The organism is Pseudorhodoferax aquiterrae (genome assembly GCF_014652235.1).
GTDB lineage: Bacteria > Pseudomonadota > Gammaproteobacteria > Burkholderiales > Burkholderiaceae_C > Pseudorhodoferax > Pseudorhodoferax aquiterrae.
Genome location: NZ_BMYK01000004.1, coordinates 68952 through 91072, shown reverse-complemented (window position 1 = coordinate 91072; position 22121 = coordinate 68952). Strand labels below are relative to the sequence as shown.

General features: G+C 68.8%; 20 protein-coding genes. 4 read left to right on the top strand and 16 right to left on the bottom strand.

What is annotated here, in order from left to right; genetic code table 11:
• Position 1: 1 nt before the first annotated feature.
• The 7 genes from leuC to IE209_RS08310 form a co-directional block, all read right to left on the bottom strand.
• Positions 2–1402, bottom strand: a complete 1401-nt coding sequence (gene leuC / locus IE209_RS08340) for a 3-isopropylmalate dehydratase large subunit (protein ID WP_189686502.1) — start codon at positions 1400–1402, stop codon at positions 2–4.
• Between the two features lie 3 nt (positions 1403–1405).
• On the bottom strand, positions 1406–2287 hold the full coding sequence (locus IE209_RS08335; protein WP_229882750.1) for an isocitrate lyase/PEP mutase family protein: 882 nt from the start codon (positions 2285–2287) through the stop codon (positions 1406–1408).
• A gap of 574 nt (positions 2288–2861) precedes the next feature.
• Positions 2862–3734 (bottom strand): phosphonopyruvate hydrolase, encoded by an 873-nt coding sequence (locus IE209_RS08330; protein WP_189686500.1) that lies wholly within the window; start codon positions 3732–3734, stop codon positions 2862–2864.
• Positions 3735–3753: 19 nt separating this feature from the next.
• Positions 3754–4974, bottom strand: a complete 1221-nt coding sequence (locus IE209_RS08325; RefSeq protein ID WP_189686499.1) for a pyridoxal phosphate-dependent aminotransferase — start codon at positions 4972–4974, stop codon at positions 3754–3756.
• A gap of 5 nt (positions 4975–4979) precedes the next feature.
• Positions 4980–6635 (bottom strand): ABC transporter permease, encoded by a 1656-nt coding sequence (locus IE209_RS08320; RefSeq protein ID WP_229882749.1) that lies wholly within the window; start codon positions 6633–6635, stop codon positions 4980–4982.
• A complete protein-coding gene (locus tag IE209_RS08315; protein ID WP_189686497.1) occupies positions 6635–7699 on the bottom strand; it encodes an ABC transporter ATP-binding protein in 1065 nt (354 codons plus the stop codon). Before IE209_RS08315 ends, IE209_RS08320 begins: the two co-directional genes overlap by 1 nt.
• Before the next feature lie 31 nt (positions 7700–7730).
• Entirely contained in the window at positions 7731–8714 is a 984-nt protein-coding gene (locus tag IE209_RS08310; protein ID WP_189686496.1) for an ABC transporter substrate-binding protein, read from the bottom strand.
• 134 nt (positions 8715–8848) lie between these two features.
• On the opposite strand from IE209_RS08310, the gene IE209_RS08305 reads away from it, so the two are divergent.
• Positions 8849–9712: a LysR family transcriptional regulator gene (locus IE209_RS08305; protein WP_189686854.1), complete on the top strand. Its 864-nt coding sequence runs from the start codon at positions 8849–8851 to the stop codon at positions 9710–9712.
• 158 nt (positions 9713–9870) lie between these two features.
• On the opposite strand, the gene gcvPB is transcribed toward IE209_RS08305, so the two are convergent.
• From gcvPB to IE209_RS08290, 4 genes are read right to left on the bottom strand one after another with little or no spacing between them, the layout of a single operon-like run.
• The gene (gene gcvPB, locus IE209_RS08300) at positions 9871–11466 is read right to left on the bottom strand and encodes an aminomethyl-transferring glycine dehydrogenase subunit GcvPB (RefSeq protein WP_189686495.1); all 1596 of its coding nucleotides are present in this window, start codon (positions 11464–11466) and stop codon (positions 9871–9873) included.
• Positions 11463–12182 carry a PLP-dependent aminotransferase family protein gene (locus IE209_RS34175; protein ID WP_268245955.1) on the bottom strand — a complete coding sequence of 240 codons (720 nt, stop codon included), beginning with the start codon at positions 12180–12182 and terminating at the stop codon, positions 11463–11465. Before IE209_RS34175 ends, gcvPB begins: the two co-directional genes overlap by 4 nt.
• Positions 12179–12865, bottom strand: coding sequence for a PLP-dependent aminotransferase family protein (locus IE209_RS34170; protein WP_268245954.1), 687 nt, complete (start codon positions 12863–12865; stop codon positions 12179–12181). Before IE209_RS34170 ends, IE209_RS34175 begins: the two co-directional genes overlap by 4 nt.
• A gap of 33 nt (positions 12866–12898) precedes the next feature.
• On the bottom strand, positions 12899–14110 hold the full coding sequence (locus tag IE209_RS08290) for an ATP-NAD kinase family protein (protein WP_229882747.1): 1212 nt from the start codon (positions 14108–14110) through the stop codon (positions 12899–12901).
• 166 nt (positions 14111–14276) lie between these two features.
• Here IE209_RS08290 and IE209_RS08285 point away from each other — a divergent pair, with 166 nt between their 5' ends.
• A complete protein-coding gene (locus IE209_RS08285) occupies positions 14277–14924 on the top strand; it encodes a TetR/AcrR family transcriptional regulator (RefSeq protein ID WP_229882746.1) in 648 nt (215 codons plus the stop codon).
• Between the two features lie 32 nt (positions 14925–14956).
• On the opposite strand, the gene IE209_RS08280 is transcribed toward IE209_RS08285, so the two are convergent.
• The 5 genes from IE209_RS08280 to pdxR all read right to left on the bottom strand — a co-directional run bounded on the left by IE209_RS08280 (position 14957) and on the right by pdxR (position 20157).
• Positions 14957–15709, bottom strand: coding sequence for a sulfite exporter TauE/SafE family protein (locus IE209_RS08280; RefSeq protein ID WP_229882745.1), 753 nt, complete (start codon positions 15707–15709; stop codon positions 14957–14959).
• A gap of 52 nt (positions 15710–15761) precedes the next feature.
• Positions 15762–16631, bottom strand: coding sequence for an ABC transporter permease subunit (locus IE209_RS08275; protein ID WP_189686492.1), 870 nt, complete (start codon positions 16629–16631; stop codon positions 15762–15764).
• A complete protein-coding gene (locus tag IE209_RS08270; RefSeq protein ID WP_189686491.1) occupies positions 16624–17421 on the bottom strand; it encodes a taurine ABC transporter ATP-binding protein in 798 nt (265 codons plus the stop codon). Before IE209_RS08270 ends, IE209_RS08275 begins: the two co-directional genes overlap by 8 nt.
• A gap of 8 nt (positions 17422–17429) precedes the next feature.
• Positions 17430–18431 carry a taurine ABC transporter substrate-binding protein gene (gene tauA / locus IE209_RS08265; RefSeq protein ID WP_189686490.1) on the bottom strand — a complete coding sequence of 334 codons (1002 nt, stop codon included), beginning with the start codon at positions 18429–18431 and terminating at the stop codon, positions 17430–17432.
• Positions 18432–18633: 202 nt separating this feature from the next.
• Positions 18634–20157 carry a MocR-like pyridoxine biosynthesis transcription factor PdxR gene (gene pdxR / locus IE209_RS08260; protein WP_189686489.1) on the bottom strand — a complete coding sequence of 508 codons (1524 nt, stop codon included), beginning with the start codon at positions 20155–20157 and terminating at the stop codon, positions 18634–18636.
• Positions 20158–20287: 130 nt separating this feature from the next.
• On the opposite strand from pdxR, the gene IE209_RS08255 reads away from it, so the two are divergent.
• Positions 20288–20686: a nuclear transport factor 2 family protein gene (locus IE209_RS08255; protein ID WP_189686488.1), complete on the top strand. Its 399-nt coding sequence runs from the start codon at positions 20288–20290 to the stop codon at positions 20684–20686.
• Positions 20687–20690: 4 nt separating this feature from the next.
• Positions 20691–22121: an NAD(P)/FAD-dependent oxidoreductase gene (locus IE209_RS08250; RefSeq protein WP_189686487.1), complete on the top strand. Its 1431-nt coding sequence runs from the start codon at positions 20691–20693 to the stop codon at positions 22119–22121.

The window sequence follows — 22121 nt, the reverse complement described above, 5'->3', positions numbered from 1 at the left end:
GTCAGGCCAGGGTCCGCACGTCGCACAGGTGGCCCGCCACGGCAGCCGCCACCGCCATCGCGGGGCTGGCCAGGTGGGTGCGGGCCTGCGGCCCCTGGCGGCCGACGAAGTTGCGGTTCGAGGTCGAGACGCAGCGCGCCTTGGGCGGCACCTGCTCGCCATTGGCCGCGACGCACATGCCGCAGCCGGGCTCGCGCCACTCGAAGCCGGCCGCGGCGAAGACCTCGTGCAGGCCTTCGGCCTCGGCCGCGCGCTTGACGTCTTCCGATCCGGGCACGACCCAGGCGCGCACCTGGGGCGCGACCCGGCGGCCGCGCGCGATGTCGGCCGCGGCGCGCAGGTCGGACAGGCGCGAGTTCGTGCACGAGCCGATGAACACCCAGTCGACCGGCGTGCCGGCGATCGGCGCGCCTGCGGCCAGGCCCATGTAATCGAGCGCCTGGGCGATGGCGTCGGCGCCCTGCCCGGCCGCCTGCCGCGGGTCGGGGGTGCGTGCGTCGATGGCGATCGCGTGCTCGGGGCTGGTGCCCCAGGTCACGGTGGGTGCGACCGTGCCGGCGTCGATCTGCACCTCGCGGTCGAACCGGGCGTCCGGATCGGAGTGCAGTTCCCGCCATGCGGCGACCGCGGCCTCGAAGTCGGCGCCCTGCGGTGCGAAGCGGCGGCCCTGGACGTAGGCGAAGGTGCGTTCGTCCGGCGCGATCACACCGGAGCGCGCGCCGAGTTCGACGGTCAGGTTGCACAGGGTCAGCCGCGCCTCGACCTCGAGCGCCTCGATGGTCGAACCCGCGTATTCCACGGCGTGGCCCACGCCGGCATCGGCGCCCAGCAGGCCGATGATGTGCAGCGCCAGATCCTTGGCCGTGACGCCCGGTGCCAGCGCGCCCTCGCAGCGGATGCGCATGTGCCTGGGCCGCTGCAGGCGCAGGGTCTGCGTCGCCAGGGCGTGCGTGCTCTCGCTCGAGCCCACGCCCAGGACCAGCGCGCCCAGTGCACCGTTGGTGCAGGTGTGGCTGTCGCCGCAGACCATGGTCAGGCCGGGCAACACGATGCCCTGCTCCGGCCCCACCACGTGGACGATGCCTTGGCCCGATTCGCCGAGATCGAACAGGCGGATGCCGAAGCGCTGCGCGCCCTGCCGCAATGCGGACCAGAGCCTGCCGCCCGGCACGTAGGTCATGCCGTCACGCCCGGGTCGGGTGGAGACGGCGTGGTCCGGCGTCGCGAACACGAGATCGGGGTCGTGCACGGCCAGGCCGCGCTCGGCCATGTCGGCCAGCGAAGCGGAGCCGGACAGGTCGTGCAGCAGGTGGCGGTCGATGTGCAGCAGGGCCCAGCCATCGCCGAGCTCGCGCACCACGTGCGCGTCCCAGATCTTGTCGAAGAGTGTGCGGCCGGCCATGGCTCAGCGGCCTTCGCCCTGGGTGCCGAGCGCCGGCACGGTGGTGTCGATCGCGCTGGCGCCGGCATCGAAGCGGCGGCGCATGGCGTCCCAGTCGTCGGCGCCGAAGCGCTGGAAGGTGGCGCCGACGCTGGCCGCGACGGCCGGCACCCTGCGCGTGGCGCGCAGCGCCGCGAGCGCGGCGTCGCCGGCCTCGATGGCGGCGCTGACCAACAGGCCTGGCACGATCGCCAGTTTGTAGCTCATGGACTCGGCCACGGCGGTATCGAACACCGGCGTGCGGCCGCCGCCGACGATGTTGAGCAGGCAGGCGCCGTGCACCTCGCGCGGTATGCGCTCCACCTCCTCCACGGTCTGCGGCGCCTCGACGAAGGCGATGTCGGCGCCAACGTCGAGCGCGGCGTTTGCGCGGGCGATGGCTTCGTCCAATCCGAGCATGGCCCGGGCATCGGTGCGCGCGATGATGAGGAACTCCGCGGAGCGGCGCGCCTCGACGGCGGCGCGGATCTTGGACACGAACTCGGCGCGCGCGACCACCTCCTTGCCTTGGAGATGGCCGCAGCGCTTGGGCGCCACCTGGTCTTCGATGTGGATGGCCGCCACGCCGCGCGCCTCGTACTCGCGCACCGTGCGCGCGGTGTTCAGTTCGTTGCCGTAGCCCGTGTCCGCGTCGGCGATGACCGGCAGGTCGACGGAACGCGCCATCACGCCGGCGTTGTCCGCCATCTCGGTCTGCGTCAGCAGGCCGAAGTCCGGAAAACCCCGCGCCATGGCCGTGCCCGCGCCCGTCATGTAGACCGCGCGGAAGCCGGCTTGGGCAATCAGCCTGGCGCCGATGCCGTCGTACGCGCCGGGGGCCACGGTCAAGCCGGGAGAGTCCAGCATGTCTCGCAATGACGGGCTCCGAAGGAGAGTCTGTTTCGTGTTCATGTGTTTATATTTTAATGACAACAAGACGATCAGCGCAATACTTGGGCCTGCTAGCGCAAACCCTCAATGGCTGGTCTCATCGGGCGGTCCGGGGGTTGGATGCAAAAGCAGCGACTCCGCCAGTCGGCGGTCGCATGGCAAAACGCCGGGCGCAGTGCCCCCCGGGTTCAAGCCACTGGGGAAGTTCGAGGGGACCGCAACAGGAGGGAGAAGACGTTCGTCCGCGGGGATCGGAACGACGTCGTGTGGCCGGCAGTGCCCATGCCGCCACGCCAGACCGAGTCGCAGGAATTCTGTCAGCAGAACTTCGAGCCTGCTGCACCGCATCCTGCAAGCCGCTGATCGGCCGTACCGATGCGCTGGGCGAGGCGGTGCAGGCGCTGCAGGCCTTGGCGGGCCGTGTGGTGGCCGGGAAGATCCTGGTGCGCACCGCCGGTGTTGCGACGGCGGCGGATCGTCAGGCATCGCCTGTCAGAGCAGGCGCGAGGCGAGGGTCTGGCGGACCGCCACGCGCCGGGTGAGCGTCCTGCTACTTCAGGAAGCTGGCCTCAACGCGTCGCATGTGCTCGTCGCCCTGGAGCCGGATGATGTCCTTCACTGCGGGCAGCGTCCGATCGACATCGCGGATGCCGCCATCTGCGCGAATCCTGGCGAACACCTGGCGCATGGCACCTGCAGCCGCGCGGATCGCATGGTTTCCGTAGATCACGATACCGACCTTGCCCAGGGCCGCGATGTCCGCCTCGGTCAACTGAGGATAGGCCGTCGGCACCAGCACCAGCGGGACGCGCCCCTTCCAACCGTCGATGAACGCCAAAATCTCGTCCGGCGTTGGCTGCTTGGAATGGATCAGGACGGCATCTGCGCCGGCCTCCTCGTAGGCCAGCCCCCGTGCCCAAGCCTCCTCATGGCCCAGGCCTGCGATCAAGGCCTCGACACGCGCGATCACGGTGAAGCTCCGGTCCTTGCGCGCAGCCACCGCGGCGGCTACCTTGCCCTGGAACTCCTCGATGCGCACCAGCTCCTGACGCCCATCCGCGCGCAGGCTGGTGTCCTTTGGGAAGGTCTTGTCTTCCATGACGATGGCCGAGGCCCCGGCCGCTTCGTACAGCGGCACGACGTAGTGCACGTTCACGGCATTGCCGAAGCCGGTGTCGATGTCGGCGATCAGCGGGACGTCCACAGTGCCCGCGATGGCACGCATCATCTCCAGGTGCGTGCCCATGGACAGGATGTTGGCATCGGGCACGGCATAGCTGGCCGACAGCTCGAAGCCGCTGCCCCAGATGCCGCCGAAGCCGGCCTCTTCGGCCAGCTTGGCTGCCAGAGGGTTGTGCGCGGCCATGGCCGTGAAGAGCTTGCCACTGGTCAACGAAGCGCGGAGTGTCTGGTTCTTGGTCATCTGCAGCCTTGGAAGAAATTCAATGAAGCTCGGCGCATGCGGCTGCGACGCGGCGCAGCGCCTCCGACAAGTCCTCGTCGGAAGCCGCGTAGGAAAAGCGCAGGTGGCCCGGCAGTTCGAACGCGGAGCCTGGAACGATGGCCACGCCCGCTTCACGCAGCAGGTACAGCGCCAGGTCGGCATCGGTCGAGACAAGCTTGCCGGACTTGTCACGGCGGCCCAGCAGCCCCTGCACGCCGGGGAACGCATAGAAGGCGCCCGGCGGCAGCTCGCACGACACGCCCTCGATCGCGTTGAGCCTGGTGACCACCGCGTCACGACGACGTTGGAATGCGTCGACGAATGCCGGCAGGAAGTCCATCGGACCATCCAGCGCGGCGATGGAGGCAGCCTGGCTGATCGAACTGGTGTGCGATGTCGACTGCGACTGGACCAGGTTCATCGCCTTGATGAGTTCGAGCGGCCCCGCACCGAAACCGACGCGCCATCCCGTCATGGCATAGGCCTTGGACACACCGTTGATGGTCAGCGTGCGCGTTGCGAGCTCGGGCGTCACCGCTGCAGGTGTCGCGAATGGCGTTGCGTCGTAGCGGATCTTCTCGTAGATGTCGTCGGCCATCATCCATACCTGGGGATGCCGCAGCAGCACCTCGCCGAGCGCCGCCAGCTCATCGCGCGAGTAGACCGCGCCGCTGGGGTTGGAGGGCGAATTCAACATCACCCACTTGGTCCGCGGCGTGATCGCAGCCTCCAGTTGCTCCGGCGTGATCTTGAATCCGCTGTGCGCGCCACATCGAACGATGACGGGCGTGCCCCCCGCCAGCAGCACCATTTCGGGGTACGACACCCAGGCGGGCGTCGGGACGACGACCTCGTCGCCCGGGTTGACGGTCGCCTGCAGCGCGTTGTACAGAATCTGCTTCGCGCCGCAGCCCACCTGAATCTGCTCGGGCGTGTAGTGCAGACCGTTCTCGCGCTCGAACTTGCGGACCACCGCCTCGCGCAATGCGAAGGTTCCCGCAACATCCGTATAGCGCGACTCGTTGCGGTCGATGGCTTCCTTGGCCGCGGCCCGAACGTGCGCTGGCGTCGGGAAGTCCGGCTCGCCCTGGCTGAGGGCGATGACGGTGCGCCCCTCGCGTTTGAGCTGGTTGGCCATGCGCGTCATTTCCTTGGTCGCGGAGGGCTTGGCGCCCAGGACGCGTTGGGCGAGGAAAGGGTGAGGGGTGGTGTCAGTCATTTTTTTCAATCAAGAGTTCCGACCTTGAGCCTGAAGAGCCAGCGCGCGATTCCCAGCGGCACGAAGATGGTCAGCAGCAGCACCAGGCTGTAGGCGCATGCCAGAGCCATCCGTCCGCTGTCGATCTGCTGGAAGATTTCGATCGGCATGGTGTTCATGCCGCCGAAATACAGCACCACCGTTGCCGAGAGTTCCGACAGCGTGGTGACCCACATCAGCACGGCGGCAGCGACAACGGAAGGTCCGATGACCGGCAGCACCACGCGGAAGAAGCTTTTGAGCGGGCTGACGCCCAGGCTCATCGAGGCTTCCTCGATGGAGTCCTTGAGGTTGTGAAGAGGCCCCACCGCGGCGCGCACGCTCGTGGGAACGCGACGGAGAAAGTACGCCAGGGCCATCACCACCCAGGTCCCCGTCAGCACCAGCCAGCCGGTGTTGAACGCGTTGATGAGCGCAATGCCCAGCACCGTGCCCGCAATCGTCAGCGGCAGCATGACCAGCACGTCGAGCACATGCGTGAGGGCGGATCGGCGCTTGACGATGAGGTAGGCCGAGACCACGGAGAACAGCACGCCTGCCGCCGTCGCGATCGATGCCAGGAACAGCGAGTTGTAGAGCGGCTCCGGCGCCCGGACCAAGGCGTACTGCAGATGCGCCAGCGTGAAGCCGCCGTAGCGCAGCACCGGCCCCACGGACGGCGTGAAGGCCGTGAGCACGACCACCAGCGCCGGCAGCAGCGAGAGCGCGACGACGAACAGCACGCTGCCGCTGGCCAGGGCCGCAGGGACGCCTCGTATGTCGAACGCGTGGGGCGCACGGCCCGCCTCCATCTGGAACTGCCGTCGCTCCACGATGAACTTTTGGACGAGCAGCAGCCCCGCGCCCAGGAACACCAGCAGTGACGCCATCGTGGTCTGCATCTGGGGGTTGCCGCCCATCTCACTGACGAACTCGTTGTAGGCCTTCACGGCCAGCACCGGTGTGCGGGCGCCCAGGATGGCAGGCACACCAAAGCTGCCGATCACATGGGTGAAGACGATCAGGGCGCCGGCAAACACCGAGGGCATCAGCAGCGGCAGCGTCACGCCGCCGATCACCCGCGAGAGCGGCCGGCCGAGGCTCAGGCCGGCCTCCTCCAGGTTGCGGTCCATGGACTTCAGGCCCACGAGCACCGCGACGAAGGCGTACACGTAGTTGTTCAGCGTCATCACGAAGACCATGCCCCACCAGGAGTACAGGGTCGGCAGCTCGATGCCGAAGGGAGCCAGCACCGCGTTGACCAGGCCCTGCTTGCCCAGGATCAGCAGCCATGCCGCTGCCACCACCACGTCGGGAATGACGAGCGTGATGAGCGGGAGCGCCGTGACGAGTCCGGCGAACGGAAACCTGCAGCGGGCCACGACCACGGCCAGGCATCCGCCCACGAGCATCGAGGTCAACGTCACCGCGACACCCAGGATCAGCGTGTTGTTGAAGACCTCACGGTAGGCGCGGTCCGTGAAGAACCGCACGTAGCCGCCCAGGCCCACATGGCCATCCGCATCGACCAGCGACTTGGCCAGCATGCCGACGAGCGGCCACCCCAGAAAGACCAGCAGAAGAACGATGGCGCCGATCCCGAGCGCCAGCCATGCCGGATCGCGACGAAGTGTGCCCAGCATCATGTCCCCTGAACGATGCGAGCGCTCGGCGGCACGCGCAGCATGACCCGTTCGTCGCGCACCGGTCCGTGCGCCAGGGTCCCGTTTCGGGCATCCAGACGGACCACCCCGACCGCCGTGCGGACGGCGTAGCCGGTGGTGCTGCCACGGAATTCGACATGCTCCACAACCCCGGGCAGTGCGCCGGGCCCAGCGTCCACGGCCTCGCCAAATGCCACGTCCTCGGTCCGGACGGCCAGCTGCGAACCCACCTGGAGCGGCTCCTCGCTCGTCGTCAGCAGGATGGCATCGCCGCACTTGAGACGGCGTCGGCCCGCTGCATCCGGGGGCAGTTCGGAGTCGATGGCGATGAGGTTGGCGCCCCCGACGAAGTCGGCCGCGAACGCTGTCGTCGGACGGCTGTAGATGTCCTGAGGCGAGCCGATCTGGACAATGCGACCGCGGTCCATCACGGCGATCTGGTCCGACATGGCCAGCGCCTCCTCCTGGTCGTGCGTCACGAACAAGGTGGTGATGCCGGCCTCGCGCTGCAGTTCCCGGATCATGCTGCGCAATCCGACGCGCAGCTTCACATCCAGGGCGGACAAGGGCTCGTCCAGCAGCAGAAGGCGCGGCCCGATGACCAGGGCGCGTGCCATCGCGACGCGCTGGCGCTGGCCTCCGGACAGCGCGGCCGGCGCCCGGTCGGCGAAGTCGGCCAGGCCCACGCGGCGCAGCATCGCCAGGGCCCGCTCTTGCGCCGCCGCGTTCGGCACGCCGCGCGCTGTCAGGCCATAGCAGACATTGGCCAGGACGGTGCGGTCCGGAAACAGCGCGTAGTCCTGGAACACCATGCCCACATTGCGCTTGTGCACCGGAACATGGGTGACGTCCTCGTCCCCGAACAGGATGGCGCCGGAGTCGGGGCGGACGAATCCACCCAGCATCCGCAGCAGCGTGGTCTTGCCGCAACCCGACGGGCCCAGCAGTGTGAAGAAGGTGCCGCTGGGAATGCTCAGGTCCAGCTGCTCAAACAGCTTCTGGCCGCCATAGCTCTGTGCAATGGCCTTGAACGAAATTTTCATCGGGGCGCTTCGGGGGTCGTGCAAAAGGGCATCAGCGCGCGCTGATGGTTCGTCGCCATTGCGCGATGAATGCCGCGCGCTCCGAGCCCATCCGGGCGTCGTCCAGCCGAACAACCTTGATGCTGGACAGTGCAGGAAGGTCGGACAGGCTGCTGACGTCGATGTCCTCGCGCAGCGGGCGCCGGTAGGCGGACTGGAACACCTTCGTCTGGACGCTCTTGGACGCCAGGAACTCGTACAGCTTGCGCGCTTCCGCCGGGTTCTTGCCCCCCTTGATCAAGGCCATGCCTTCGGGCGACAGGAATGTGCCCTCCGCCGGATAGACGATGCGGATGTCCTTTAGCCCGCCAGCGACGTACTCGTACGCGGCGTACTCCATCGTGACCGCCACTGCGAACTCGCCCTTGGCAACGCTCTCGTAGGCCGCGGAGGTGGTGCCGACGATGACTGCGTTCCTGGCGATTCCATCCAGCACCTCCTGACCCAGCAGCGAGCGCAGGCCGTAGAGCGCGACGAAGGAAGCACTGCTGCGCTCGGGGTCGGGTATGACCACCTTGCCCTTCCACTTGGGGTCTGCGAGTTCTGTCCAGGTCCGGGGCGGCTGCGCTGCGGGTGCCTGGCGCACATTGGTCATCAGCACGGTCACATGCGTGTTGGTGCCGAGCCACAGTCCGTCCGGTCCACGGTAGGCGCTGGGTACAGCGCTTGCTTGCGCAGACACATACGGCGCGAGCTGGTCGCGGAATTCGCCGATGGTCGACAGGCCGCCGCTCCAGAAGATGTCGCCCAACGGATTGGCCGCCTCTGCCTTGATGCGCTGCATCAGCGCTCCTGTCCCGGCGCGCACGACGGACACCTTGATGTCCGGGTTCTCCTTGGTGAACTGGTCGACGACTCCGTTCACCGTCTCAACGTTGTTGGACGAATAAAGAACCACCGTCCCGGCCGAGGCGGGCCCCAGAACGGCCCCGGCCAAAATGAGTGCAGAACATAATTTGACGGTTACTAGAAGCATTTATCTACACCCCATTGGAGTCTGAACTTGGAATTTATTCTTCCAATTCATCCAAATAGAATCAACGACTCGAATGTGACAGTATTCTTATTTGCCGGTTCATGATGAAAAAAGCTAATACTGAACACGCCGAGATGCCGTTGAAGGCGCTGCGCGCGTTCGTGATGGTGGGCCGGCATGGCAAGTTCACACGGGCAGCCAGCGCCATGGGCATCACGCAGGGTGCGGTCAGCCGCCACATCGCCGTGCTCGAGGCATTTGCCTGCACGCAGTTGTTCGCGCGGCGTGGCGCGCTCGTCGAGATGACACCGGCCGGTCTTCAACTCTTCGAAGCGGTGAAGGACGCGATGTCGACGATCGAGTTGACGATGCAGTTGCTGGCGCAGAAGGGCAAGCGGCATGACAGGCTGCGTGTGCGCACGTCCATGCCAAGCTTTGCGATGACGGTCGTGGTGCCGGCGCTCGGCGGTTTCTCCGCCGCCAGCGGGGCGCAGGTCGATCTCATCACCTCGCTGTCGCCACCGCTGCCGTCCGACGATTTCGATGTGTTGATCACGCGCGACCTCAGCCTTGGCGGCACGGAGAGTTGGGAACTGCTGCGCGAGGAACTGATCTGCGTCGGCTCGCCGCCACTGGTCGCCGCGCACCGGTCCGCTGCCAAGACGCATTGGCCCATGGTGGCGGCCAGATCGCGCCCGGAGATACTGGCGTCGTGGGCGCTCGCGATGAACTTGGCGCCCGACAGGCTGCATGTCGTGGCCACGTACGACCACCTGTTCCTGGCGGTGACCGCCGCCATTGGCGGAACCGGCTTCCTCGTCGTGCCCCAGCTGTTGGTGCAGGACCAGCTGCGAGACGGCACGCTCCAGTTGGCGGACGAACTGACCGTGAGTTCGGGCGCGAGCTACATCGCGTATCTGAACGCGCTGAGCTCGCACACGCAGCTGGCACAGGACTTCTGTCGGTGGTTGAAAGCTCTTCTGAGAGATCGCAGGTGAACGCTCCGGTTTGCGAGGAGTCGCTCGACGCGGCCCGCGTCGGCCCGGGTACGCACTTCACACCGCGCCCACCCCCCCCAACACCGCCCGCCCAGCCGGGCAATGTTCAGGAACACCTGCGAAATCCGACGCGCGGCTGCAGCGTCCGGCGCCCGGGCTCAACTGGCAGTGGCGTTGGTGTTGTCCGCCGACGTGTGCGCCGCTGGCGGGTTCGCGCGCTTCTTCTGCCATGCGCGCCAGGTCATGGCCCAGCGCTCGGGGCTGTCGATGTGGGCGTTGGCGAGCCGGTGGATCGCCTGCCGGTGCGGCGCCGTCTTCACGATCTCCGGCGTGGTGTAGGCCTCGTGCGAGATGTGCGCCAGCACGTCGATCCAGGTGTCCAGCGCCTCCTTGCCGTACATCTCGCCGGCCTCGGGCGTGAAGGGCTCGGGGATCAGCCAGGGGTGGTGGCTGGTCCACATGGGGTCGATGCCAAAGTCCGACATGCGGTGCTGCACATCATGCACCTCCACGCCGGTCTCCTCCTTGAGCTGCTGCAGGCTGTAGCGGGTCATCTCCAGCCGCGGACTCTTCGCATCGGGGTGCGAGCGCGTGACACCGCGGATCTCCAGCAGCCGGCGCTCCATGTAGTTGTTGGCCAGCACGGAGAGATCGGAGGCCTCGGCCATGCCCTGCGCGCCCATCGAGCGGCACCAGGCATAGGCCTTCAGGATCACCGGCAGGTTGCCCCAGAACTCGCGGATCTTGCCGCAGCTGCGTGGGCGGTCGTAGTCCAGCGTGTAGCGCTCGCCGTCGCGCCGCACGACCGGCTTGGGCAGGAAGGGCGCCAGTACCTCGCTGCAGCCATAGGCGCCCACGGCGGGCCCGCCGACGCCGCTCTTGGGCGCGCCGAAGGTCTTGTGCAGCATGAACATGCAGGCGTCGAAGCCGAGCTCGCGCGCCCGCACCTTGGTCATGACCCCGTTGAAGTTCGCATGGTCGTAGAAGCACAGGCCGCCGGCTTCGTGGACGGTGCGGGTCCACTCGCGGATCTCCGGGTTGTAGACGCCCATGTCGTCGGGGTTGTTGATCATCAGTGCAGCGGTGCGTGGCGATACCGCGGCCCGGAGCGCCTCCAGCGACGGGTAGCCATCGTCTTCGATCATCAGGGTGATGACCTTGAAGCCCGCCGCTGCCGCCGTGGCGGCGCTGCTGGGGTGCGTCTGGATGGTGGTGATGATCTCGTCGCGCTGGGCCAGTTCGCCACGCGCCGCGTGGTAGGCGCGTGTGACGGCGCAGCTGGTGTAGGCCGCGTCGGCGCCGCCGCCGGCCTGGAAGACGAACTGGTCCATGCCGGACAGCTCGCGCAGGATCAGGTCCAGGCTGTGCACGATCTCCAGCGCGCCCTGCAGCGTGCTCTCGTCCTGGTAGGGGTGCAGGTGCGTGATCTCCGGACGCCAGGCCATCGCCTCGTTGATCTGCGGGTTGTATTTCATCGTGCAGGTGCCGAACAGGCTGATGTTCATCATGCCCAGCGTCTGCTGCGACAGGCGCAGGTAGTGGTAGAGCACCTCGGGCTCGGACATTTCGGGCAAGGCCGGGCCGCGCGCGCGCCGCGCGCTGGGCGGGACCAGCCCGGCCGCCGGGCCGACGGCGTCTTGCACGCGCTGCTCCAGGGCCGGCAACAGCACGCCGCGGCGGCCCGGGTGGCCCATTTCGAGGATGACCGGTTCGTTCCAGACCGGGGCGTGGTAGTTGGGCAGTGGCTTGTTCATGCTGCGATCACTTTCTGAAGGGCGGTGGCGAGGCGTTCGATGTCGGCGGCGCTGTGCACCTCCGTGACGCAGAACAGGGCGCTGGCGCCGAGCTCGGGAAAATCAGCCGTGAGGTCTTTGCCGCCGAAGATGCCTTGGGCCAGCAACGCGGCATGGATGTGCTGCACGCCTAGCCCGGTGGCGTCGAAATTGACGACGAACTCCTTGAACGCGCCGTCAGGGAACAGCACGCGCAGGCCGGGGATGTCCGCGATCAGGCGCGCGGCATAGCGGGCCTTCTGCAGGATCTGCTCGCCCACCTCGCGCATGCCCTGTGGCCCCATCATGGCCATGTAGACGGCGTTGGCGATGGCCCACATGTAGACCGAGTGGCCGGTCCAGTCGTTGCCCTTGTCGCGCAAGCCGTAGGAAGACTGCTCGAACAGGCTGAGGCCGAAGCCGTACTGGCCCGGCTGGGTGGTCTCCGACATGCTGATGAAGAGCGTGGGGTACTGGTGGGCGTAGCGTGGCTCGTCGCGCGACGCGATGAATCCGCTCGACCCACCGCCGCCATGCATGTGCACGCCCAGCGGCTGGGTGGTGCCGACCACGATGTCGGCGCCGTAGTGCACGGGCGGCGCCAGCACGCCCAGCGAGATCGCGTCGACGCCCACGATGAGTTCGGCACCGGCGGCATGGGCGATCGCTGCGATCTCGGCGCCATGCTGCTCGATCACGCCCAGGTAGGAAGGCGTCTCGAAATAGACGCGGCGGTCTGCGGGCCGACCAGGCGGCGCAGGTGCGCCAAGTCGACCTGGCCCGTCACAGGCTCGTAGTCGACGCAGCGCACGGCGATGTGGTTGGCCATCTCCGGTGGCTCGCACAGGTTGCGGATGACGGACAGGCGCTCCGGATCGATGGCGCGCACCACGACGACCTCGCTGCGCTCCGTGATGCGGGCCGCCATGCGCAAGGCGTGGCCGGCGGCCGCGCCCCAGCTGCGCACGGGCAGGCCCACCAGGTCCATGTCCAGCAGTTCGCCGAGTTGGCTGCAGTACTCGAACCATGCCTGGTTGCGGCCATGGTCCGAGCTGGGCTCGCCGAACACTGAGGTCAGCCACTCGTTGCGGCGCACCACCTCGTCGCAGGCGGCAGGCACGTGGTGCTGCCAGCTTCCGGCCCCCAGGAAGCTCAGCGTCTGCTCGGCGCTGCGGTTCTTGGCTAGGATGCCGAGCAGATGGCGGCGCAGTTCGCTTTCCGAGAGCGCTGGCGGCAATGCGAGCGGGCGTTGCAGACGGTGCGCCGCGGGGATCTGGGCGAACAGCGCGTCGATGCTGGGTGCGCCAATGGCGGCCAGCATCTCCTGCTGGAGCGCCGGCACGGAGTTGGCCATGTAGGGATGGGCGGTAGGGAGGGGCATGGTGCTTGGGGTGGTTGGAAAGCGGGGTGCGCCTCAGCGCACGCGAAGGAGAACGGACCGGTCCGCACCGGTACGAACGGGCAGATAGCCGAGCAGGCAGGCATCGAGCTCGGCGTCTCCGGTGTCGACATGCAGGCTGGCGCCATTCAGGGTCGCCAGCTTCTCGACGCTGCCGAGCACATGGATGTGGTCGCGGGCCACCTGGCGCAGAACCTGGGGGCTGAGCTGCTGGTTGCCGCGGCCGAGCAAGGTGCCGTGGCCGCCCAGCACGCCGAGCACGAGATGGGTCTCGCGCCCCTGCATCAGGGCAAGCAACGCGTCTTCGTGCAGGTCCTTGCCGACGAGTGCACCGTCCAGGACGGCGTCCACGCCCAGCAGCGTGGCCGGCAGGCCCAACGCCGCCAGCACGCGCCGGGTGGTGGTGCCGGGGCCGAAGAGGTAGAGCGCGCCCGGGCGCAAGCTGCGCGCCATCTGGTGGCAGGCCGCTTGCAGCGCAACGTCTGCGGCATCCCGCGTACCGGACTTGGCGTTCTGCGCAAGCGCACGTGCATAGAGGCTTGTGGCGTAGCCGAAGAGCTGCACCGAGATGCGGTCTTCGCGGATCGCGGCCTCGTCGGCGTCCATGACCTCGGCGTCGCGCAGGCACACCGTCGGGTGCGCATCGACGAAGCGGGCCGCCAGCAGCCCGGCGTTGGCCGGCGAGGTGCCGAAGACGGCGGAATACATCTTCACGCCTGTGGGCACGCCGAGGATCGGAACCTGCGGATCGACCGCGCCCATCACATCGCGGGCGGTGCCGTCACCGCCGGCGAACAGGACCAGATCGACCGACGCACGCATGAAGGCGCGTACCGCTTCCTGCGTGGTCACCGGCCCGCTCGCGCCTGGCGTGGGCCGATAGACCACGCGGGCACGCAGCCCGGCGGCTTGGACCGCCTGCTCGCCCAACGCTCCGGCCGCAGTCACCAGGCTGAACGGGCGGCTCGTTGCCGCCAGCCGCTGCAGGGCCAGGAGGGTGCGGGTGCCTGCGATCGGCTGCGCGCCGCGCCGCCTGGCTTCCTGCAGCACTTGGGCGCCGTCGGTGCCCTTGAGTCCCACCCGTCCACCCATGCCGGCGATGGGATTCACCAGCAAACCGATCCTCCGAGGCCTGGCCGGCGCGTGACCAGGATGGGCCGCAGCCTTGCATGCGGCAGCGGTACCGCGGTTGGCGATCTGCCTTGGGGCTTCCAGTTCGTCCTGCACGTCCTGCATCTCCTGCGCGACATCGACCTTGGCCGCATTTCACATACGCGGCGTATGCGAGATATAGTAGTTGGCATACACAACGTATGTCAATGACCTACGCGATGCATGTGAATGAGAGGATGTGGATCAGGAGGAATGGCCCATGCGGCAGACGCGAGCAGACATGAAGCAGGAGACCCGTGCCAAGCTGATCACGGTGGCGCGGCAGGCATTTGCCGAGCGCGGATTTGCGCAGAGCTCCATGGACGAATTGACAGCGCAAGCCGGCCTCACGCGCGGCGCGCTCTACCACCACTTCGGCGACAAGAAGGGCTTGCTGGAGGCGGTGATCGCACAGATCGACGCCGAGATGGTGACGCGCCTCACGGCAATCGTCGACTCGGCGAGCGACACGTGGCAAGGCTTCATCGACGAGAACATCGCCTACATCCACATGGCCCTGGAACCCGAGATCCAGCGCATCGTCTTTCGGGACGGCCCGGCCGTGCTGGGCGACCCCTCGGGTTGGCCCATCCAGAACGCTTGCATTGAAAGCACCAGACGCAGCATCGACAAGCTCATCGCGGAAGGCGTCGTCCAGTCCGTGGACGCCCTTGCCACCGCACGCCTGGTCATGGGCGCGCTGCTTGGCGCGTCCCAGTGGATCGCCAATGCCGACGATCCCCAGGCGGCGTCAGAGCAGGTGATCGAAGCCTTTGTGGCCATGGTCTCGGGTTTGCGAACCTCGGCCTTTGAGGCCGCCCCGTCCACCGGTCACCGCGCCAAGCCATCCGCGCCGCAAGCTGCGACGCGCCGCCGCGCTGCGTCGTAGCGGCGCGCCGCCCGTGGCGCGCCTGCTTGGCATCACATCGCCAACACCCCCCACACCGCCCGCCCCAGCGCCAGCACCGCCAGCACGCCCAACAGATCCAGCAGCCGCCGCCGGAACTGCTCCGGCGATACGCGCGCGAACGCGCGGCTGCCAAGCCAGATGCCAGCCACCATGGCCGGCGCCAGCCATGCGGCCCAGCGCCAGGTGTCTGCCCCCACCAGCGCCCCCGCATCGCCGGCCCGTGGCAGCAGGGCCGCGAAGGCCAGCGCCAGCACGTCGGAGCACAGCAGCATCAGCACCATGGTCGCGCGCAGCGCGGCCGGCGCCATGCGCGTGGCGCTCAGCAGCACGGCGACCACGATGCCGCCGATCGCGGCCACGCCGTTGACCACGCCCGACAGCGTGCCGACCCCGAAGCGCACGCGCGGCGTGGGCTCCAGCGCCGGCCGCACGCCGCTGCGCAGCGCCAGCACGGCCATCACCAGCAGCCCACCGATCACGAGGCGCAGACCGCTCTCCGGCAGCCAGGCCAGCAGCGCCACGCCGATGGGCACGCCCAGCACCTGGCCGGCCACCAGCGCGCGCAACCAGGGCCAGTCGGCGTCGCGCAGGCCCAGGCGCAGCATGTGCAGGCTGGCCAGGATCTCCAGCAGGAAGATGGACGGGATGACGGCCGCGGGCGCGACCAGCAGCGACAGACCGGCCACGCCGAAGGCCGAGAAGCCGAAGCCCGCGAAGCCGCGCACGAAGCCGGCGCCCAGCACCACGGCCAACGCGGCCAGCAAGGGCCAGCCGGCCAGCGGCGGCGCGAGCGACGCGGCCGTCAGCGCCGCACCCTCACATGCGGCCCTTCCACGGCACGACGCGGCGCTCGACCCAGCGCATCAGCAGGTCGAACAGATAGGCCACCACGCCGATCACCACGATGCCCATGATCACGATGTCGGTGCGCAGGAAGTTCGAGGCGTTCAGCACCATCTGGCCCAGGCCCATGTTGGCCGCCACCATCTCGGCCGCCACCAGCGTGGTCCAGCCGAAGCCGATCGCGATGCGCATGCCCACCAGGATCTCGGGCATGGCCGCGGGCAGCACCACGTGGCGCACCACCTGCCAGTAGCTCGCGCCCATGGAATAGGCGGCGTTGATCTGCTCCTGCGCGGCGCTGCGCATGCCCGAGCGCGCGGCCAGCGCCAGCGGCGCGAAGCACGACAGGAAGATCAGCAGCACCTTGGGCAGCTCGTCGATGCCGAACCAGATGATGATGAGCGGCAGGTAGGCCAGCGGCGGCAGCGGGCGGTAGAACTCCAGCGGCGGGTCGAAGATGCCGCGCGCCCAGCGGCTCATGCCCATGGCGATGCCGACCGGAATCGCCGTCACGCAGGCCAGGAAGAAGGCCGAGAACACGCGGAACATGCTGGCCAGGAAGTGCTGCCAGAGCGGCTTGTCGTTGGCCTGGCCGCTCAGGTAGGCCCAGAACTGTTCGAACACGGCCTGCGGCGTGGGCAGGAACAGCGGCTTGACCCAGCCCATGTTGGTGACCAGCGTCCACAGCACCAGCAGCACGACCACCGTGGCCACGCTGATGGCGCCGCTGTGGCCCTCGCCGGGCGTGCGGAAGCGGCTGGTCTTGAGCGCTGCGGTGGACGGCGCAGCGGCCGGGGCGGCGGGCGCCACCGGCCCGGCCAGGGTGGATGCGCTGTCAGGCATGGGCGGGCTCCGTCGCTTCACGGTGGTGGATGATGGCCAGCACCTCCTCGCGCATGCGGATGAAGGCCGGCTCGGACTTGACCTTGCGCGCGTCGCCGTGCGCGAGGAACTGGCGCGAGAACGGCACGGCGTCGTAGACATGCGAGATGCGGCCCGGGCTGGGGCTCATGACGATCAGCCGGGTGGACAGGAACAGCGCCTCTTCCACGTCGTGGGTGATGAAGAACACCATCTTCTGGGTGGCCGACCAGGCGCGCAGCAGGATCTCCTGCACCTGCTCGCGCGTGAAGGCGTCCAGCGCACCCATGGGCTCGTCCATGAGCAGCACGGCCGGGTCGTTGGCCAGCGCGCGCGCGATGCCCACGCGCTGCTGCATGCCGCCCGACAGCTCGTACACGGCACGGTCGGCGTACTTGGCCAGGCCCACCAGCGCCAGCTTGCCCTCGGCGATGCGCGCGCGCTCGGCTGCCGGCACGCCGCGCAGCTGCAGGCCCAGCGCCACGTTGTCGCGCACGTTGAGCCAGGGCATCAGCGCGTGCTTCTGGAACACCACGCCGCGCTCGGCACCCGGGCCCTGCACCGGTTTGCCATCCAGCAGCACCTGGCCCGAGGAAGGTGGCAGGAAGCCCGCGATGCAGTTGAGCAACGTGGTCTTGCCGCAGCCCGAGGCGCCGAGCGCGACCACGAAGTCGCCGCCCTGCATGCGCAGGTTGACGGGCGCCAGCGCCTGCAGCGTGCCGCCCTTGACGGCGTAGTTCACCGTCAGCTCACGGATGTCGAGCGTGGGCATGGACTGCCTTACTGGCCCAGGGCCTTCTTGATGTAGACGTCGGTCACGAAGTTGGCGTAGCTCGGCTTGACCTCCTGCACGCGGCCCTGCTCTTTGAGGAACTCCGCGGTGCCGGCCATGGCCTTGGCCGCGCCGCCGCCCAGCCAGGTGGCCGAGAGCTGCTCCTGCAGCGTGGGGAAGGTGTACAGCGCCATGCCGGCCGGCACGTCCTTGGCATCGGCCTTGGTCCACTTGGCGACGGCCTTGACCTGCGGCGAGTCGGGCGTCCAGCCCTTCAGCCCTGCGCGCACCTCGGCGTTGGCGCGGTCCAGTGCCTTGACGAAAGCGACCATGAAGGCCTCGTTGGCCGCCGCCCACTTGGCGTCGACGACGATGCCCTCGAAGGTCGGGTGGCCCTGCTTGCCGATGCTGCCGGAGGTGGCGATGACCTTGCCATTGCCCTTGACCTTGGTCAACACCGGGTCCCAGATGAAGGTGGCGTCGATGTCGCCGCGCTCCCAGGCCGCGGCCACCTCGGGCGGGCGCATGTTGTTGACGTTGACCTGGCGCGCGTCCACGCCCGCGGCCTTGAGCGCGGCCATGAGCTGGTAGTGCGCGGTGGAGACGAAGGGCACGCCCACGCGCTTGCCCTTGAGGTCGGCCAGGGTGTTGACGTTGGAGCCATTGCGCGCCACCAGGGCCTCGGCGTCGGCGATGTCGGCCGAGACCCAGAACAGCCGGATGTCCTGCCCCTGGCTGGCCGCCGCCGTGAGCGGGCTGGAGCCGACCTCGCCCATCTGCACATTGCCCGATGCCATGGCGCGGATCACGTCGCCGCCGCCGCCGAACATGCGCCAGTGGATCTTGTAGCCGGTGGCCTTTTCGACCTCACCGGATTCCATGACCAGGCGCAGCGGCACCAGCATGTCCTGGTGCGCGAAGGTCACTTCCTTGGTCTGGGCCTGGGCCCCGGCTGCGAGGACGAGCGCGGCGGCGACGGCCGCGCGGTGCATGGATCGACGGTTGAGCATCGTGGAGATCTCCTGGGTCCGAACGGGAACACATGCGGCCACCGCAGACCTGCGGCGCCGGGCGGGCGAGCCGGGCCAATGTGCAGCAAAGGCACACGACACAAAAGAACCAGCGTGCGCCCGCCCATGGGGCCAGGGAACCAGGGTGAACCCTTGGTTTGGTGCGGCACGCACCGGTGCCGTGCGCCGCGCGCGGACCCGTTCAGGCGCGTCGCGCGCCGCGCGCCGCCGCGAGTTCGTCCACGGCCTTGGCCAAGGCGGCGATGCCATCGTCGATGCGCTCGGTGGGGATGGACGACAGCCGCAGCCGGAAATGCGGGCAGGGATAGGGCGGGTGCTGGAAGAACACGTCACCCGGCTCGATCAGCACGCCGTGGCGCTGCGCGATGGTGGCCAGCTCGGCGCCGTCCACCCAGGCCGGGGCGTTGACCCACATCGAGGCGCCGCCGCGCGGCAGTTCGAACGCGAAGTCGGGCAGCTGCGTGCGCAGCGCGCGCGCCACCTGCTGCACGCGCTCCTGCATCACGAGGTTGACGCGGCGCGCATGCGATTCATGGTGGCCCAGCGAGATGAACAGCGCGTAGGCATGCTGCAGGAAGGCGCTCGGGTGCCGCACCATGGCATGGCGCAGCAGGCGCAACTCGCGGATCAGCGCGCGCGGCGCGACGATGTAGCCCAGCCGCATGGCCGGCGACAGGCTCTTGGACAGCGAGCCCACGTAGACCACGCGGCCGCTCTTGTCCAGGCTCTTGAGCGCGGGCATGGGCGCGCCCTCGTAGAGGTTCTCGGCCTCGTAGTCGTCTTCGATGATCACGAAGTTGGCCAGCTCGGCCTTGCGCAGCAGCCACTCGCGCCGCGTGAGCGACAGCGTGGCCGTGGTGGGGCTCTGGTGCGAGGGCGTGACGAACAGATAGTCCAGCGGCGCCAGCGTGTCCACCACCACGCCCTCGCCGTCCACCGCCACCGGCACCCAGCGCGGCCGGCGCAGCGAGAAGGTGTTGCGCGCATGCGGGTGGCCGGGCTCCTCGAAGCCCAGGCGCTGGCGCTCGTCCAGCAGCGCATCGGCCAGCAGCTGGAAGGCCTGCTGCGCGCCCACGGTGACGAGGATCTCTTCCTTGAGCGCGAACACGCCACGCTTGGGCAGGAGGTGCAGGCGGATCTGCTCGATCAGGTCGGGCACGTCGTCGGTCTCGAAGTCCGGCGTCCATTGCGCGAGCTGGGCACGCGCCAGGCTGCGCGTGCAGCATTCGCGGAAACCCTCGATCGGAAACAGCTCGGGATCGTGCGTGCCATAGACGAAGGGATAGGGCACCTCGCGCCAGCGCTCGGGCTTGGACAGCGTGGGCGCATCGGCCAGCGAGCGCAGCACGCGCGCGCCCCAGTCCGGTGCCACACCGCCGCCGCTGCCGAAGCTGGCCGGCGGCGTGGCGCCCACGCTGGCGGGCCGCGCGTTGCGCGCCACGAACACGCCGCTGCGCGCGCGCGCCTCCAGGAAGCCTTCGTCGATCAGCTGCTGGTAGGCCGCCGTGGCCGTGTTGCGCGACAGGCCCAGCAGGCGCGAGAGTTCGCGCGAGGACGGCATCGCCGCGCCAGCCGGCAGCCGCCCCTCCAGGATGGGCTGCACGATGGCCAGCCGCAGGCGGCCCTGCAGCGGCAGGCCGGGCTGCTCGGGCACGACGAACAGCCTGGCCCATTGGTGGTGCGCGTCGGCGCCGGGGGTGCTCATGGGAGGCGCAGTCTAGCGCCAGCGCGCGCCCCGCCGACCGCCCACTGGCGTGGTGGATTGGGGCCCACTGGCACTATCGCCGCGCGGATCAATTGCCTAACCTGCGACGCAACCTGAACAGGAGAGCGTCTTGAGCACCACCCACCCGCCCGTCACCGAAGCCACCCTGGCCGCCTTCAGCGATGCCTGGAACCGCCACGATCTCGAGGCCCTGATGTCCTTCATGACCGAGGACTGCATCTTCCAGACCGCCGGCGGACCGGACGCCTGCGGCACGCGCCATGTGGGCGCGGCGGCGGTGCGCAAGGCCTTCCCGGTGGCCTGGGAGACCATGCCCGACGCGCAGTGGCGCAACGGCAAGCACTTCGTGCAGGGCGATTTCGGCGTGTCCGAATGGACCTTCACGGGCACCGCCGCCGACGGCACGCGCGTGGAGGTCGACGGCGTGGACCTGTTCACCTTCAGGAACGGCAAGATCCACCTGAAGAACGTGTTCCGCAAGACGCGCCCCAACCTGCCGGCGCGTTGAGACGATGAGCAGCCTGCCCTTCCCCACGGCCGACAGTCCGGCCGAGCGGCGCTACGACCCACGTTACGACCCGCTGGTCGCACCCGACCCTGGTGCGGGGCGTGCCTACGCACCGACCTGGTGGGTGGCCAGCGCCGGCCAGCCGCCGGCCGACGACGGCCCCGTGCGCGGCGACTTCGATGCCGACGTGGTCGTCATCGGCGCCGGCGCGACCGGCATGTCCACCGCGCTGTACCTCGCGCAGGAGCACGGCATCGCCGCCGTGGTGCTGGAGGCCAACCAGACCGCCTGGGGCTGCTCCAGCCGCAGCGGCGGCCAGGGCCAGAACGCCAGCGGCCGGCTCAAACGCGGCCAGTGGATAGAACGCTGGGGCCTGGACACCGCGCGCGCGCTGGACCGCGAGATCCGCACGGGCTTCGAGAACTTCGCCGAGCTCACGCGCCAGATCGACTGCGATGCCTACGACGGCGGCCATCTCTACGTGGCGCACCGGCCCGAGAAGATGGACTACCTGCGCAGCGAGTCGCGCGTGATGAACGAGCAGTTCGGCTACCGCACGCGCATGCTCACGCCCGGCCAGATCCACGAGGAGTTCTGCGGCGAACGCGAGGCCGCCGGTGCCATGTGGGAAGAGCACGGCATCGGCATCCATCCGCTCAAGTTCACCTTCGGCCTGATGCGCCGCGCGCGTGCGCTGGGCGTGAAGGTGCATCCGGCCAGCCCCGTGCAGGGCTGGAAGACGGTTGCCGGCGTGCACCATCTGCGCACGCCGGGCGGCACCGTGCGCGCGCGCCGCGTGGCCGTGTGCACGGGCGGCTACACCGGCCAGCGGCTGCACCCGCTGCTCAAGAACAAGATCATGCCGATCCTGTCGAACTCGGTCGTCACGCGCGAGCTGACGGCCGCGGAGCTGGCGGCCTGCGGCGTGCGCAACGAGACCTTCCTGACCGACACGCGCACGCTGCGTTTTTACTACCGCTTCCTGCCTGGCCGCCGGCTGCAGCTGGGCAGCCGCAGCGCCGTCACGGGCGCCGATGCCGAGGCGCCCGTGCACCTCAAGCTGCTGACGGATGCGATCGCGCGCAAGTTCCCGCCGCTGGCCGGCATCGCGATCGACCACTCCTGGTGGGGCTGGGTGGACGTGAGCCACGACATGATGCCGCGCATCACGCGGCCCGACCCGGCGCAGACCATCTGGTACGCCGTGGGCTACGGCGGCAACGGCGTGTCCTTCTCCACCTGGGCCGGCAAGCGACTGGCCCAGCGCGTGACGGGCCAGGACGCCGAGCGCGCGGTATTCTCCCTGCCCATCTACGACGGGCCGTTGGAGTACCCCAACGCCTTCGGCGTGCTGCGCTCGCCGCTGCTGGCGCCGTTCCGGCGCATGGGCCAGCGCGCGCTCTACAAGTGGTACTGGCTGCGCGACGAGAAATAG

Excerpts from the sequence above, each read along its gene's own strand:
- leuC (WP_189686502.1), bottom strand. The coding sequence starts at position 1,402 with ATGGCCGGCCGCACACTCTTCGACAAGATCTGGGACGCGCACGTGGTG.
- IE209_RS08315 (WP_189686497.1), bottom strand. The coding sequence starts at position 7,699 with ATGAAAATTTCGTTCAAGGCCATTGCACAGAGCTATGGCGGCCAGAAG.
- pdxR (WP_189686489.1), bottom strand. The coding sequence starts at position 20,157 with ATGAGCACCCCCGGCGCCGACGCGCACCACCAATGGGCCAGGCTGTTC.
- IE209_RS08310 (WP_189686496.1), bottom strand. The coding sequence starts at position 8,714 with ATGCTTCTAGTAACCGTCAAATTATGTTCTGCACTCATTTTGGCCGGG.
- IE209_RS08320 (WP_229882749.1), bottom strand. The coding sequence starts at position 6,635 with ATGCTGGGCACACTTCGTCGCGATCCGGCATGGCTGGCGCTCGGGATC.
- IE209_RS08325 (WP_189686499.1), bottom strand. The coding sequence starts at position 4,974 with ATGACTGACACCACCCCTCACCCTTTCCTCGCCCAACGCGTCCTGGGC.
- IE209_RS08330 (WP_189686500.1), bottom strand. The coding sequence starts at position 3,734 with ATGACCAAGAACCAGACACTCCGCGCTTCGTTGACCAGTGGCAAGCTC.
- gcvPB (WP_189686495.1), bottom strand. The coding sequence starts at position 11,466 with ATGAACAAGCCACTGCCCAACTACCACGCCCCGGTCTGGAACGAACCG.
- IE209_RS08285 (WP_229882746.1), top strand. The coding sequence starts at position 14,277 with ATGAAGCAGGAGACCCGTGCCAAGCTGATCACGGTGGCGCGGCAGGCA.
- IE209_RS08250 (WP_189686487.1), top strand. The coding sequence starts at position 20,691 with ATGAGCAGCCTGCCCTTCCCCACGGCCGACAGTCCGGCCGAGCGGCGC.
- IE209_RS08270 (WP_189686491.1), bottom strand. The coding sequence starts at position 17,421 with ATGCCCACGCTCGACATCCGTGAGCTGACGGTGAACTACGCCGTCAAG.
- IE209_RS34170 (WP_268245954.1), bottom strand. The coding sequence starts at position 12,865 with ATGCCCCTCCCTACCGCCCATCCCTACATGGCCAACTCCGTGCCGGCG.
- IE209_RS08305 (WP_189686854.1), top strand. The coding sequence starts at position 8,849 with ATGCCGTTGAAGGCGCTGCGCGCGTTCGTGATGGTGGGCCGGCATGGC.
- IE209_RS08275 (WP_189686492.1), bottom strand. The coding sequence starts at position 16,631 with ATGCCTGACAGCGCATCCACCCTGGCCGGGCCGGTGGCGCCCGCCGCC.
- IE209_RS08335 (WP_229882750.1), bottom strand. The coding sequence starts at position 2,287 with ATGCTGGACTCTCCCGGCTTGACCGTGGCCCCCGGCGCGTACGACGGC.
- tauA (WP_189686490.1), bottom strand. The coding sequence starts at position 18,431 with ATGCTCAACCGTCGATCCATGCACCGCGCGGCCGTCGCCGCCGCGCTC.